Below are 13,441 nucleotides of genomic sequence, written 5' to 3'. Positions count from 1 at the left end.
AGATGCTCACGATGACCGGGAAGAACGACGCGCACACGATGACTCTGGGATCGTTGATCGACGCCCTGGGTGTGCTGGTGCTGACCCCGCTGGACGGCGGCACGCGCACCCTGGTCGTGCGAGGCATCGCAGTCGATTCGCGCAAGGTGCAGGACGGCGATCTGTTCGTTGCGGTGCCCGGTACCGCGGTGGACGGGCACGCGTTCATCGGTGACGCGCTGGCGCGCGGGGCGGTTGCCGTGGTTGCCGAGCGCCCGGTTTCGTCCCTTGGAGTTCCCTGTGTGGTGGTGGAGAGTTCCGCGCGCGCGCTGGCCCTGCTGTCCGCGCGTTTCCACGGGGACGCGGCCGCGGATCTGCGCCTGTGCGGCGTCACCGGGACCAACGGCAAGACGTCCACCGCCCACCTGGTCCGTTCCATCATGATGGCGGCCGGGCGGCGCATGGGGATCATCGGAACGCTGGGACACGGCGTCGACACGCTGGTGCGCGATCCGCACACCACGCCCGACGCCCTTACGTTGCACTCCTGGTTCCGCGTCATGCGGGACCAGCACTGTTTCGGGGTGGTCATGGAGGTCAGTTCTCATGCCGTGCGGCAACATCGAACATGGGGATTGGACTTCGAGGTCGGGATACTTACGAATGTCACTCACGACCACCTCGATTTTCACGGAAGCATGGGCGACTACAAGTCCGCGAAGGCTGAGTTCTGCAACTCGCTCGTGGACCCCGGCCGGCGCAAGCCCGCCGGGACGCTCGTGTTCTGGATTGACGACGCCAACGCGCGCGAAATCGGCGCCGCGTTTCGCGGCCGCAAGATTGCGGTCGGCACCGGCGACGACGCCGACGTGCGCGTACGCGATATGGACGTCTCCATACACGCGACGCGTTTCACCCTGTTGTTGCCCGGCGGTGGGGAAATACGCCCCGATATGAAGCTGCTGGGCGGATTCGTGCCCGCCAACGCGGCGCTCGCGGCGGTCGCCTGCATGCAGATGGGGGCGACCCCGGAGCAGGCGCGTGCGGGACTGGAGGCGGTCGCGCATATCCCGGGACGGTTCGAAGCGCTGGGGGGCGGCGGGCGCCCCGTGGTCGTGATCGACTATGCGCACACACCGGACGGGTTCGAGCGGGTGCTGGAGACATGTCGCGGCCTCAAGCCCCGGCGCCTGGTGGCGGTTTTTGGATGCGGTGGCGACCGCGACCAGGCCAAGCGGCCCGTGATGGGCGCGCTGGCGGAACGTTTCTGCGACCGGATCTATCTCACCACCGACAACCCGCGTTCGGAACGCGCCGAGACGATCGTCGAAGACGTGCTGGGCGGGATTGAGAATCGCACCCGCGTGGTCGTCGAACCCGACCGCGCGCGGGCCATCGCCGCCGCTCTCGCCGCCAGCGGCCCCGACGACGTGGTGGCGCTGCTCGGCAAGGGTCACGAGGAATACCAGATCATCGGAACGAAGAAGATCCCCTACAGCGAACGCGCTGAGGCGGAGGAGGCGCTGGCGCAATGGCGTGCGCGGTGATCGTCAGAACCCTGGAATGGGTGCGCGATGAGTTGGAGGCCGCCGGGCAACTGGTGGACGCGTCCCTCTGTGCGGACGCGGCCCTGCTCGCCTGGTCGGGCGCCACCATCGACACCCGCGCCGAGTGCGCGGGCCGTCTCTTCTTCGCCATCGCCGGGGAACATACCGACGGACATCGCTTCGCGCTGAACGCCTACCAGGCGGGAAGCCCCGCGGTGATCATTTCCAGCGCCGCCGCGTGCGGGGGGCTGCGGGCGGCGGGTGCCCCGTATTTCCTCGTGCGCGACTCACGTGGCGCGTTGCAGGAACTAGCGCGCGGCTACCGGCGGCACCTCGATGCACAGGTGGTGGCCGTGACCGGGTCGAGCGGCAAGACGACCACCAAGGAGTACGTTCGTGCCGTGCTGCGCACCAAGTTTCGTACCCACGCCAATCGGGGTAACTTCAACAGTCAGATCGGCGTGCCCATCACCATCCTGGAAGCCGACCAGCACTGCGAGTACCTGGTGTGCGAGGTGGGCGCCAACCAGATCGGCGAGATCGACCTGCTGGGCGCTCTGCTGCGCCCGGACATCGTGGTGATCACGAATATCGGCGACGCGCACGTGGGGCACTTCGGCTCGCGTGGCGCCATCGCGCGCGAAAAGGGATCGATCCTGGCCCATCAGACCGCGGATGGACACGCCATCCTGCCGCGCGACGACGACTATTTCGAGAAGCTGAGCGCCATCGTGCAGGGACGGCTCTCCAGCTTCGGCCGGTCGCCCACGGCCGACTTCAGGCTTGCGAACCTCTCGTTCGGGGACGGGATACTCTCGTTCACGATCAACGGGGAGCCGGTAGGCCTGTCAGCCGTGGGCGACTACAACGCGCTCAACGCGTGCGCGGCGTTCGCGGTGGGGGATGTGTGCGGTGTGGATGCGGCGCGCCAGCGCGACGCGTTCCTGTCCGTGCGTCCCATGCCGGGGCGCGGGCGGATTCACACCGCCGCCGGTGTCACCATCATCGACGAGTCTTACAATGCGAGCCCGGCCAGCATGCGCAAGTCACTGGCGATGCTCGCGCAACTCGACGCCGGCCGTCGCGTGGCGGTGCTGGGCGACATGAAGGAGCTGGGTGATGCATCCGCCGCCGCGCACCGCGGGGTCGGCGAGGAGATCGCTCGCTTGAAGCTCGATCGCGTCTACTGGCTGGGTGAGGAGGCGAAGGTCGTGCAGGGCGGTGTCAGCGCGGTGGCGCCGGACACGACCGTGCATGCCCACGCGGATCTCGAGCGGCTGGTGTCGGCGGTGGCCGCGGACAGCCGCGATGGGGACGTGATTCTCGTCAAGGCATCACGGGCGTGCAAGCTGGATGAATTCGCGACCGGGCTTCTCGGCGCGCTGGTGGCGCGGAACTGAACGGAGGCAACAACCCCCCCATGCTGTACCACCTGCTGTATCCGCTGCATACCGAGATCTCGGCGTTCAACGTCTTCCGCTACATCACGTTCCGTTCCGCCTACGCCATGGTCACGGCATTGCTCATCAGTTTCGTGCTGGGGCCCGCGCTCATCCGCCTGCTGCGGCGCACACAGATGTTCCAGGTGATCCGTCAGGAGGGACCGCAGACACACCACGCCAAGGCGGGCACACCCACCATGGGCGGGCTGCTCATTCTGACCGCGATCCTGGTTCCGGCGCTGCTGTGGTGCAACCTCACCAACCGCTATGTGCAGATAGCGCTCATCACCACCGTGTGGACCGGCGCGCTGGGGTTCTTCGACGACTACCTGCGCGTGGTGAAGCGGCGCCCCAAAGGACTGGTGGGGCGTTACAAGCTGATCGGGCAGATGACGCTGGGCCTGGCGCTGGGCGCCTTTCTGTACTGGAATCCGGTGGCACGCGACGCGGGCACGCTCACCAGCATTCCGTTTGCCAAGGGACTGTTCATCAACTTCGGGTTGTTCTTCATCTTGCTGGTTGCGCTGGTGGTGACGGCCACCAGCAACGCGGTGAACCTGGCCGACGGCGTGGACGGGCTCGCCATCGGGCTCTCCGCTTTCTGCTTCTTCGCCTTCGCGGGGCTGGCGTACGTGAGCGGCCACCGCGTGTTCTCAGACTACCTGAACATCATGTACCTGGAGGGAAGCGGTGAGCTGGCGGTCTACTGCATGGCGGCGGTGGGCGCCTCACTTGGTTTCCTGTGGTACAACGCGCATCCCGCGGAAGTGTTCATGGGCGACACCGGCTCGTTGTCGCTGGGCGGCACCCTGGGTGCCATCGCGGTGCTGCTCAAGCGCGAGCTTCTGCTCGTCATCATTGGCGGGTTGTTCGTTGCCGAGGCGCTGAGCGTGATCATGCAGGTCGTCTCCTTCAAGCTGACCGGCAAACGGGTGTTCAAGATGGCGCCGTTGCACCATCACTTCGAACTGTCCGGATGGCACGAGAACAAGGTTGTGGTGCGTTTCTGGATTGCCGGTGCGTTGCTGGCGCTGCTGAGTCTGAGCACACTGAAACTCCAGTAGGGCGATGGCGAACTTCGACGAATATCATAGCTTTCTCGTGGTCGGGCTGGCGCGCAGCGGTGTCGCGGTGAGCGCACTGCTGGCTTCTCACGGGCACGCGGTGTCGGTCTACGACGATGACCCGCAGGCCATGGCACGCTTTGCAGATTCCGAAGTGGCCCGGGATTTCAAGCAACGCGTTGTGACCCTGTCGCGGCAGGACGCGGCTGTCGCCGCCACGCGCAGCGACTGTGTCGTGGTCAGCCCCGGCGTGCCGATGGAGCACCCGCTCATCGTGGCGGCGCGCGGCGCGGGCGTTCCCGTCATTGGCGAGATCGAAGCAGCCTGGCACTACACGCGGGCGCGCATCGTGGGCGTGACGGGCACCAACGGCAAGTCGACCACGGTGGGTGTGATCGGTGAGATCCTCGCCGCCGCGGGTGACGACGTGGTGGTGGCCGGAAACGTGGGCACGCCGCTGGCGGATGTGCTGCGCGAGCGCGATCCGCACACGCTGGTGCTGGAGCTCTCCAGCTTCCAGCTGGACACCATCGACCAGTTTCGTGTGGACGTCGCCGTGCTGCTCAATGTGACGCCGGACCACCTGGATCGCTACCAGCGTTCCATGGCGAAGTACGCGGCGTCCAAGGCGCGCATCCTCAACCGTGCTGGCGAGGAGACATGGTACGTGTATAACGCCGAGGATGCGGCCGCGGTGCGTATCGCGAGCGGCCATCGTGGTCCGGTCGTACCCTTCAGTTCCATGCGCTCGCTGGACCGCGGCGTCTTCTTCGACGGCGGGGCGGTGGTGCGGGTGTGGGACGGCCAGCGTGTGGAGGTCATCCGCCGCGGCGAGTTCACCCCGGCCGGAATCCACAACCTCGAGAACGCCCTGGCGGCGATCGCCGCGGTGATCCCGCTGGGCGTCGACCTGGCGTCCATACGCAGCGCGTTGCGGGCCTATCGCGCGCTGCCGCATCGGATGGAAATGGTGCGGGTGGTGGACGGCGTGGCTTACATCAACGACTCCAAGGCCACCAACGTGGATGCGGCCATCAAGAGCCTGATGAGCGTGGAGGGTCCGGTGGTGGTGATCCTCGGCGGTCGCGACAAGGACGGCGACTTTGCCGCACTCGTCCCGCAGCTGGGGCGGGTGAAACGCGCGGTTCTGATCGGCGAGGCGAGCACCGCCATCCGCGCCGCACTGACCGGGCACTGTGAAATGGCGGATGCGGGTGACATGCGCGATGCGGTGAACACCGCCCGTGCAGCGACCGCGCCCGGCGACACGGTACTGCTGGCGCCGGCGTGCGCCAGCTTCGACATGTTCAAGAACTACCAGGACCGTGGGGAAACGTTTCGCGCGTGCGTGAACGCGCTCTAGGAGGGATTGTGCGGCAGGGCACCGTCGAATCGACCGGACGTCCGTCCACGCGTGGCCAGGAAATGCTGCGCATGGTGATGGACACCCGCATCCTGGTGATCACCATGTTCCTGATGGCGATCGGGGTGAGCCTGGTGCTCTCCTCGAGTTCGTTCTTCGCGGGAGGGAAGTTCGGCGATGAGTTTGCCCTCATGCGCAACCACGCCACCCGCTGCCTGGTGGCCGTTGTGGTGCTGTTTCTGGCCTCGCGCGTGGACTACCGGGTCTATCGCAAGGCCGCGCCCATGCTGCTGCTCACCGGGCTGGTCCTGATGGCCGGGTTGTTCGTGTTTGGGGCCAACATCCGCGACACACAACGCTGGTACATCATTCCCTTCATCAAGACCACACTGCAGCCGTCCGAGATTGCGCGCACCGGACTGGTGTTCTTCCTGGCGTACTGGATTGCGAAACGGGGAAACGACATTGCCGACTTCCGCCGCGGCTTTCTTCCCGCGGCGGCCGCCATCGGACTGGTGGCGGGGTTGTCGGCCGCCATGCCCAACTTCGGGACCGCCGTCGCCACCATTCTCATTTCGCTCATCATTCTTTTCGTGGGTGGCGCGCGTCTGCTGCACATTGGCGCGTTCATGGCCGCGGGCGCTGCGCTGGCCGCATTCGCCCTCATCCGCTACGACTACGTGCGCGAGCGCGTGGCCGCCTTTCTCGGTCACGGCGGGTCTCCCACCGGCATGAACTGGCAGGTGGACCAGTCGCTCATCGCGCTTGGCTCCGGTGGTCTTTTCGGTGTCGGTTTCGGTCACAGCGAACAGAAGCTGAGCTGGCTGCCGGACGCATATACCGACTTCATCTTCTCCATCGTGGGGGAAGAGGGCGGACTGTTGTTCACCCTGCTGGTGAGTGGTGCGTTTCTCGCCATCACCCTGCGCGCGCTGAAGATCTCGCACGAGTGCAGCGATCGTTTCGGCCAGCTGCTCGGCGTGGGCATCGCCGCGTCGCTGTTCGTCTATGCAATCCTCAACATGTACGTGGTGACGGGGCTGTTTCCGGTGACGGGCCTGCCACTTCCTTTCCTCAGCTACGGCGGATCAGCTCTGGTGGTGAACGCGTTCGCGGTGGGCGTGCTTCTCAATTTGTCGCGCCGGCGCGTCAGCGCGCGGCGCGGCGCACCGATGAGCTGGGCCCCGTGGCCGGCGGCGGGTACGCGATGAGCGACACGCTGCGCATCGTGGTGGCCGGTGGTGGCACGGGGGGGCACGTCTACCCGGGCATTGCCATCGTGGAGTGTCTGCGGGAGCGCGCCGCAACCGAGGCGCTGTTTGTCGGAGCGCGCGGCGGTGTGGAGGAGGGAATACTGGCCCGCGCGGGTTTCCCGTGCGAGCTGTTGCCGGGATACGGACTGCGTGGCGCGTCCCTCGCGCGCCGCCTGTTGTTCCCCGTGGTACTGGCGCGCGGTGTTGCACGCGCACTTGCCATACTCGCGACGTTTCGCCCGCATGTCGTTCTGGGTACCGGTGGATACGCCAGCGCCGCCATGGTCATCGCCGCCGTGCTGCGGGGCACGCCGCGCGTGCTGCAGGAGCAGAACAGCGTGGCCGGCCTCGTCAACCGCCGGCTGGCGCGTTTTGCCGACCTGGTGCTGCTCGCGTTCGAAGAATCCATCCCTTCGCTGCCGCGCGGCACGCGCACGCTGGTGGTGGGAAATCCCATCCGCAAACTCCCGCGGGCGGGCCGCGAGGCGGCCGCAAAGCGCTTTGGTCTGCACGCGTCGCGGCGCACGGTGCTGGTGGTGGGTGGCAGCCGCGGTGCGCGGACGCTCAACCTGGCCGGGGCCGACGCCGCCCCACGCATCGCCGAGGCGCTGGACATTCAGTTTCTGATGCTGGTAGGCGCCAGCGATCGCCCGCAGGTGGAGCGGCGTCTGGGCGCCGCGAAGACGCGCGTGTGCGTGCTGGACTACCTGGACGAAATGCAGGATGCCTACGCGCTGGCGGACCTCGCGGTGGCACGCTCGGGTGCGTCGTCGGTGTTCGAACTCGCCGCCTTCGGCGTCCCCGCCATCCTCGTCCCCTATCCGTACGCGGCCGACGGGCACCAGGAGGGGAACGCGGCGCCGCTGGTGGCGCGCGGTGCTGCGCGCATGGTTGCGGATGCGGAACTCGACGGCGAGCGTCTGGCGCGCGAGGTAACCGATCTGATGTCTTCGCCGGAGCGGCTGGGGACGATGGGCGCGGCCATGAAAGCGTGGGCGACACCGGACGCGGGACAGCGCGCCGCGGATGCCATCCTGGACATCTGTAAAAAAAAAGACCCGGTGAGGTTGGCGGCATGAGGGGGAATGACTGACATGGTGTTCCTGGGACGAACCAGACGGGTGCATTTCGTGGGTGTCGGCGGAATCGGGATGAGCGGCATCGCGGAAGTGCTGCTCAATCTGGGCTTCGAAGTCAGCGGTTCGGACCTCAAGGCATCCGACACCACCGCGCGCCTGCAGGAGATGGGCGCCGCGGTGTGGACGGGACATGAGGGAGCGCACGTCGCGGGAGCGGACGTCGTGGTGTATTCGAGCGCGGTCAAGCCGGATAATCCCGAGCTGGTGGAGGCGGTACGCCAGGACATTCCCATCATCCCGCGCGGCGAGATGCTCGCCGAACTGATGCGCCTCAAGTACGCGGTCACGGTGGCGGGCGCCCACGGCAAGACGTCGACCACTTCCCTCATCGCATCGGTGCTGGCGCAGGGTGGGCTGGATCCCACGGTTATCGTGGGCGGCAAGGTGCGCGCGCTTTCGAGCAACGCACGGCTGGGCGGAAGTCGCTACGTCGTGGCGGAAGCGGACGAGAGCGACGGGCAGTTCGTCAACCTGCCGTCCTCGGTTGCGGTGATCACCAACATCGATCTCGAACACCTCGACTTCTACCCGGACCTGGCCGCCATCGAGGACGCGTTCGTGGCCTACGCCAACCGCGTGCCGTTCTATGGCGCGGTGGTGCTGTGCGCCGACGACGCGCGCGTGGTGGATATCGCGGCGCGCCTGCGGCGGCGCAAGGTCACCTACTCGCTGGGTGGCGAGGCCGACGTGGCGGGCCGCGTGGTGGAGCGGGGGCCGGGGTGGACGCGATTCGCGGTGCGCAACGGCCGCGCCGACATAGGCGACGTCCGCCTGCCCATCCCCGGCGATCACTACGCGCGCAACGCGCTGGCGGCCATTGCCACCGGGCTGTGGCTCGACATTCCGTTCGAGCAGGTGCGCTCGGGGCTGGAATCGTGGCAGGGGGTGGGACGGCGGTTCGAAATGAAGGGCGAGGCGGCCGGCGTGATCGTGGTGGATGACTACGGGCACCACCCCACCGAGATCGCCGCCACCATTCAGGCGGCGCTGTCCAGCTACCAGCGGCGCCTGTTCGTGCTGTTTCAGCCGCACCGTTACTCGCGCACGCGCGACCTCGCGGAGCAGTTCGCCGCGTGCTTCGACGGTGCGCACCGGGTGCTGGTGAGCGACATCTACCCGGCGGGCGAGAAGCCCATCGAGGGGATCGGTGTGGACACGATCATCGACCGCGTGCGTGAGCACGGCGGTGTGTCCGTTGCGCACACGGCATCCTTCGAGGAAATGGTGGCGCGTGTGGCGGACGAGGTACGCGAGGGCGACCTCGTCATCACCATGGGTGCGGGCGACATCACCCGGGTTGGAGACATGGTGCTGGCCGCGCTGGCGGCTGCACCCGGAAGGAAAGGATGAACGGTGGGCGCCGTCATCGACTGGAAGATCGTGGCGAAGGAACTCGCGTCCTTCCTGGGTGCGCGGGTGCGCATCTCGGAGCCCATGTCGAAGCACACCACCATCGGCGTCGGGGGGCCGGCGCGGATCATGGTATTGCCGCAGACGTCCGCGGAGGTGGCGCGCGTGGTGCGCTACGCGCTGCGGCGGGGTGTCCCCTACCTGCCGGTGGGAAAGGGGTCGAACCTGATCGTGCGCGATGCGGGCTACGACGGAATCGTGGTCCAGCTGGCCGCGCACTTCACCGGGGTGCATCTGAATCAGCGCAGCGTGTGCGCGGAGGGCGGCGCCTCGTTTGCCGCGCTGGCGCGGCGCATGACCAAGCTGGGACGCACGGGGCTCGAGTTCGCGGTGGGTATTCCCGGTTCGGTGGGAGGGGCGGTGCGCATGAATGCGGGCGCCTTCGGCGGCGAAGTGAAGGACGTTCTGCAGCGCGTACGCCTCGTGGACGGGGAAGGACACTTTCGGTCGCTGCGTGCCACGGATCTGGAGTTCTCCTACCGGCACACGTCTCTGCCCGCGCGGGCCATCGTGGTCGACGCCACCTTCAGCTGTGTGCCGGGCGCAATTCGAACCGACGTGTACGAGCGGTCGGTGGCGAGAAAGAAGACACAGCCCATCTGGGAGCGGAGTTTCGGCAGTACGTTCGTGAATCCGCCGGGGCGATTCGCGGCGGAAATGATCGAGGGGTGCGGATTGAAGGGCCGGCGGCAGGGCGGGGCGATGTTCTCGGACCTGCACGCGAATTTCATTGTCAACATCGACGGCCATGCCACGGCCGCCGATGTGGAAGCGCTGATTGAGATCGCGCGCGACGCGGTCCGGGCACGATACGGCGTGGATCTAAAGACGGAGGTGATCGTCATTGGCAATCGTGGATAAGAGTCGTGAACGCAAGGCGGCGATTCGTGCGCGTGCGGGCCGCGTCATCGCGGTGTTTGTCGTCGGTGTGCTGATCGTGTCGTCGATGTACCTGTACAACTACGCGACCACCTCGCAACGCTTCGCCATCGAGCGCGTGGAACTCGCCGGGCTCTCGCGCGTTCCGGAGAACGACCTGCGCCGGCTGGTCGCCGATCTCGACGGCGCCAACATCCTGCTGGCGCCACTGGATGCGTGCGAGGCCCGTCTGGAGGCGCACCCGCGCATCGAGCGCGTCACCGCCCGGCGTGTGCTTCCCAACCGGGTCACCTACAGCATCACCGAGCGCGAGCCGGTGGCGCTGGTGTTTACCGACCGTTTCTATGAGATCGACGCCGCGGGCATGGTCATGCCCGGCGACACCTACACGGCCCTGCTCGACCTGCCCACCATCACCGGTGTTCCCGCCGCCGAGGTGCGGCCGGGTGAGGTGTGCCGCGACCCCATGGTGACGGGTGCGCTGGAGGCGCTGGTCGTGTGCCGCTCGTGGGGCGGCGAGTTCGCCGAGGAGATCGCGGAGCTGCGTGCCACCAGCTCCGGCCTGTCGATCCGGTCGCTGCGCGAGGACTGCGTCCTGCTGGTGGGGGATGCGGACTTCGAGAAGCGCTTGCGAAAGTTCTTTCTGTTGCGTGACGAACTGGCGAGGCGGGAGTCGCCGGGCCGTCTGATCGATCTGCGCTTCGACAATCAGGTCGTCTTGCGCAGCGGCATCTAGCCCCAAACGGTGTGAAGGAGGGAAGGGCATGATCATGAAGAGCCCGAGAAAGGTCATCGGCGCCATCGACATGGGAACCACCAAGGTGGCCGCGCTGGTGGCGGAGGAAACCGGCGCCGTCCTGCGCGTGATCGGTGTGGGGGTCGCCCCGTCCGAGGGAATGCGCCAGGGCGTCGTGGTGGATATCGACCGCGCCCGCAGTTGCGTCATCCAGGCGGTCCGCGAGGCCGAGCAGATGGCGGCGGTGGCACCCCGGCGCTACAACGTGGGTGCGGCGGGTGAGCACATTCGCAGCATGAACAGCCGCGGCGTGGTGTCGGTGGCGGGGGCCGACTCCGAGATCGGCAACGACGACGTGGCGCGCGCGCTGGACGTGGCGCGCAAATTTTCCTTGCCACCCGATCGTGAGATCATTCATACCCTGCCACAGGAGTTTATCGTTGACAGGCAGCGGGGAATTCGACAGCCTGCCGGCATGTATGGCGCGCGCCTGGAGGCGCGCGTCCACGTTGTGACCGCATCGCGTCCCGCGCTGGACAACCTGGCCAAGACGCTGATGCTCGCCGGCGTGGAGCTGGGCGAGATCGTCCTGGAGCCGCTCGCGTCGGCGACGGCGGTGCTGACAGGCGACGAGCGCGAGGCCGGTGTCATGGTGCTGGACATCGGCGGTGGGACCACCGACGTGCTGCTGGTGGCCGACGGATGCGTCGTCGCCAGCGGCGTCATCGGGCTCGGCGGCCACAATGTGACGGCGGATATCGCCTATGGCCTGCGGACCTCCCCCCGCGAGGCGGAACGCCTCAAGGTGGAACACGGCTGCGCGGTCTCGACGTTGGTGCCGGGGAGCGCGGCCGTTGACGTATCGATGGTGGCCGGGCGCGGGCCCCGGCGCGTGGCGCGCCAGGTGCTCAGCGGCATCATCGAGCCGCGGCTGACGGAGTTGTTCGGGCTGATCGACCAGCAGATCGGCGGCAACGGCCTGAAGCGGACCCTGGGGGCCGGTGTCGTCGTGACGGGCGGTGCCGCCATGATGGAGGGCATGCGCGAACTGGCCGAGCAGGTCTTCGACCTGCCGGTGCGCATCGGAACTCCCGCCGGGGTCGGCGGACTCGCGGAGGTGGTGGCGCACCCGCGCTTCGCGACGAGCGTCGGATTGCTGCGAACGCTGGCGCCCGTGGGGGCGGCCGGCGAGGAAGCGTCGGAGCGAGCGGGTCGCTTCACGCTGGGACTGCATCAAGTCAAACGAGCCATCGCCAGTTTAATCTGACCGGCGGGAAGGAGAAGACCATGCGCTTCGAACTGGAAGAGGACAAGAAGCTCACGGTGCTGCGAGTCATCGGTGTCGGTGGCGCGGGCGGCAATGCGGTCAACCGGATGGTTTCGGCTGACTTCAAGGGCGTGGATTTCGTCGCGGTGAACACGGATCTGCAGGTGCTGCGCGAGTCGCAGGCGTTCACCAAGATCCAGATCGGTGAGGACCTGACCCGCGGGCTCGGCTCCGGCGGCGACCCCCGGGTGGGGCGCGAGGCCGCCGAGGAGAGTATCGAGGCCATCCGAACCGCGGTGGCGGGCGCGGACATGGTGTTCATCACCGCAGGCATGGGGGGTGGCACCGGCACCGGCGCGGCGCCGGTGGTGGCGGCGCTGGCCCGGGAAGCCGGCGCGCTCACGGTGGGTATCGTCACGCGCCCCTTCTTCTTTGAAGGGATGCCGCGGCTCAGGCAGGCGGAGACCGGCATCGCCACCTTCGCGGAGTCGGTGGACACGCTGATCGTGATCCCCAATGACAAGTTGCTCGAGACCTCCGACGACGACACCTCGATGCTGGACGCGTTTGCCGCCGCCGATGACGTGCTGTGCGGCGCGACGCGGGGTATCTCCTCGCTGATCACCGAGACCGGCGTGGTGAATCTCGACTTCGCCGATGTGCGCAGCGTCATGAAGAACGGCGGTGCGGCGTTGATGGGATCCGGGGTGGCAAGCGGCCCCAACGCCGCGGAGGAAGCGGCGCTCATGGCCATCCACAGCCCGTTGCTCGACGACGTATCCATCCAGGGTGCCACGTCGATCCTGGTGAACATCACCGGGCCCGCGTCGCTCGGGATCCGCCAGATCAGCAAGGCGGCCACCGTGGTGAACAACGAGGCCGGGGCGGGTGCGCACGTGTTCCTGGGAACGGTTATCGACGAGTACGTTCCCGAGGGTGAGGTGCGTGTCACCGTGATTGCAACCGGCTTCCAGGTGTCGGCGCACTCGTCGGTGGTCGCCGCCCCGCGTGCCGAGTCACGCACGCCGGCGCCCGCCGCGGATGTGGCCCGCCCGGTGCCGGCGCGGCAGCCGCGCCCCGAAGCGCGGCCCGCGCAGCCCGCGGCCGCTGCACAGCCGCCCCGCGTGGAGAGCGTGCCGATGATGAGCCGGATATCCGATGGCGAGCCGATGGATGACGAGGAGCCGGTGATCAGCTTTCCGGACATCCTCGCCAGCGGGAACTCGATGATCGAGTTCGAGGAGGATCCGGAGGAATCTGACGAGCCTGTGATCATGGACAACGGATCCATCCGGTCGTTCAATCCGGAAGTGTTCCGCGTCCCGACGTTCGTGCGCAAGCAGATGGACTGATCGACAGGAG

Annotated in this window: 11 protein-coding genes; all 11 read left to right on the top strand. The window is 67.3% G+C overall.

What is annotated here, in order from left to right:
- Positions 1-11: 11 nt before the first annotated feature.
- The 11 genes from OEX18_05290 to ftsZ are packed head-to-tail and all read left to right on the top strand — an operon-like array spanning position 12 to position 13,431.
- Positions 12-1,526 (top strand): UDP-N-acetylmuramoyl-L-alanyl-D-glutamate--2,6-diaminopimelate ligase, encoded by a 1,515-nt coding sequence (locus OEX18_05290; GenBank protein MDH4336675.1) that lies wholly within the window; start codon positions 12-14, stop codon positions 1,524-1,526.
- On the top strand, positions 1,523-2,926 hold the full coding sequence (gene murF / locus OEX18_05285; protein ID MDH4336674.1) for a UDP-N-acetylmuramoyl-tripeptide--D-alanyl-D-alanine ligase: 1,404 nt from the start codon (positions 1,523-1,525) through the stop codon (positions 2,924-2,926). The genes OEX18_05290 and murF overlap by 4 nt, the downstream gene beginning before the upstream one ends.
- Before the next feature lie 20 nt (positions 2,927-2,946).
- The gene (gene mraY, locus OEX18_05280; protein ID MDH4336673.1) at positions 2,947-4,032 is read left to right on the top strand and encodes a phospho-N-acetylmuramoyl-pentapeptide-transferase; all 1,086 of its coding nucleotides are present in this window, start codon (positions 2,947-2,949) and stop codon (positions 4,030-4,032) included.
- 4 nt (positions 4,033-4,036) lie between these two features.
- Complete coding sequence (murD, locus tag OEX18_05275) at positions 4,037-5,395, top strand: UDP-N-acetylmuramoyl-L-alanine--D-glutamate ligase (protein ID MDH4336672.1); 1,359 nt, start codon at positions 4,037-4,039, stop codon at positions 5,393-5,395.
- A gap of 8 nt (positions 5,396-5,403) precedes the next feature.
- Complete coding sequence (locus tag OEX18_05270) at positions 5,404-6,606, top strand: putative lipid II flippase FtsW (protein MDH4336671.1); 1,203 nt, start codon at positions 5,404-5,406, stop codon at positions 6,604-6,606.
- Complete coding sequence (gene murG, locus OEX18_05265) at positions 6,603-7,727, top strand: undecaprenyldiphospho-muramoylpentapeptide beta-N-acetylglucosaminyltransferase (protein ID MDH4336670.1); 1,125 nt, start codon at positions 6,603-6,605, stop codon at positions 7,725-7,727. Before OEX18_05270 ends, murG begins: the two co-directional genes overlap by 4 nt.
- A 15-nt stretch (positions 7,728-7,742) precedes the next feature.
- Positions 7,743-9,137 (top strand): UDP-N-acetylmuramate--L-alanine ligase, encoded by a 1,395-nt coding sequence (gene murC / locus OEX18_05260; GenBank protein MDH4336669.1) that lies wholly within the window; start codon positions 7,743-7,745, stop codon positions 9,135-9,137.
- Between the two features lie 3 nt (positions 9,138-9,140).
- Positions 9,141-10,058, top strand: coding sequence for a UDP-N-acetylmuramate dehydrogenase (gene murB / locus OEX18_05255; GenBank protein MDH4336668.1), 918 nt, complete (start codon positions 9,141-9,143; stop codon positions 10,056-10,058).
- Positions 10,051-10,812 (top strand): FtsQ-type POTRA domain-containing protein, encoded by a 762-nt coding sequence (locus tag OEX18_05250; protein MDH4336667.1) that lies wholly within the window; start codon positions 10,051-10,053, stop codon positions 10,810-10,812. The genes murB and OEX18_05250 overlap by 8 nt, the downstream gene beginning before the upstream one ends.
- Positions 10,813-10,846: 34 nt before the next feature.
- Positions 10,847-12,079, top strand: a complete 1,233-nt coding sequence (gene ftsA / locus OEX18_05245; protein ID MDH4336666.1) for a cell division protein FtsA — start codon at positions 10,847-10,849, stop codon at positions 12,077-12,079.
- A 20-nt stretch (positions 12,080-12,099) separates the two neighbouring features.
- Positions 12,100-13,431: a cell division protein FtsZ gene (ftsZ, locus tag OEX18_05240; GenBank protein MDH4336665.1), complete on the top strand. Its 1,332-nt coding sequence runs from the start codon at positions 12,100-12,102 to the stop codon at positions 13,429-13,431.
- Positions 13,432-13,441: the final 10 nt, after the last annotated feature.

The organism is Candidatus Krumholzibacteriia bacterium, from assembly GCA_029865265.1.
Lineage (GTDB): Bacteria > Krumholzibacteriota > Krumholzibacteriia > WVZY01 > JAKEHA01 > JAKEHA01.
This window is presented reverse-complemented; position numbering and strand designations above follow the sequence as displayed.

Coding starts and splice junctions, on each gene's coding strand:
- ftsZ (MDH4336665.1), top strand. CDS start 12,100: ATGCGCTTCGAACTGGAAGAGGACAAGAAGCTCACGGTGCTGCGAGTC.
- murD (MDH4336672.1), top strand. CDS start 4,037: ATGGCGAACTTCGACGAATATCATAGCTTTCTCGTGGTCGGGCTGGCG.
- ftsA (MDH4336666.1), top strand. CDS start 10,847: ATGAAGAGCCCGAGAAAGGTCATCGGCGCCATCGACATGGGAACCACC.
- murC (MDH4336669.1), top strand. CDS start 7,743: ATGGTGTTCCTGGGACGAACCAGACGGGTGCATTTCGTGGGTGTCGGC.
- murG (MDH4336670.1), top strand. CDS start 6,603: ATGAGCGACACGCTGCGCATCGTGGTGGCCGGTGGTGGCACGGGGGGG.
- OEX18_05290 (MDH4336675.1), top strand. CDS start 12: ATGACCGGGAAGAACGACGCGCACACGATGACTCTGGGATCGTTGATC.
- mraY (MDH4336673.1), top strand. CDS start 2,947: ATGCTGTACCACCTGCTGTATCCGCTGCATACCGAGATCTCGGCGTTC.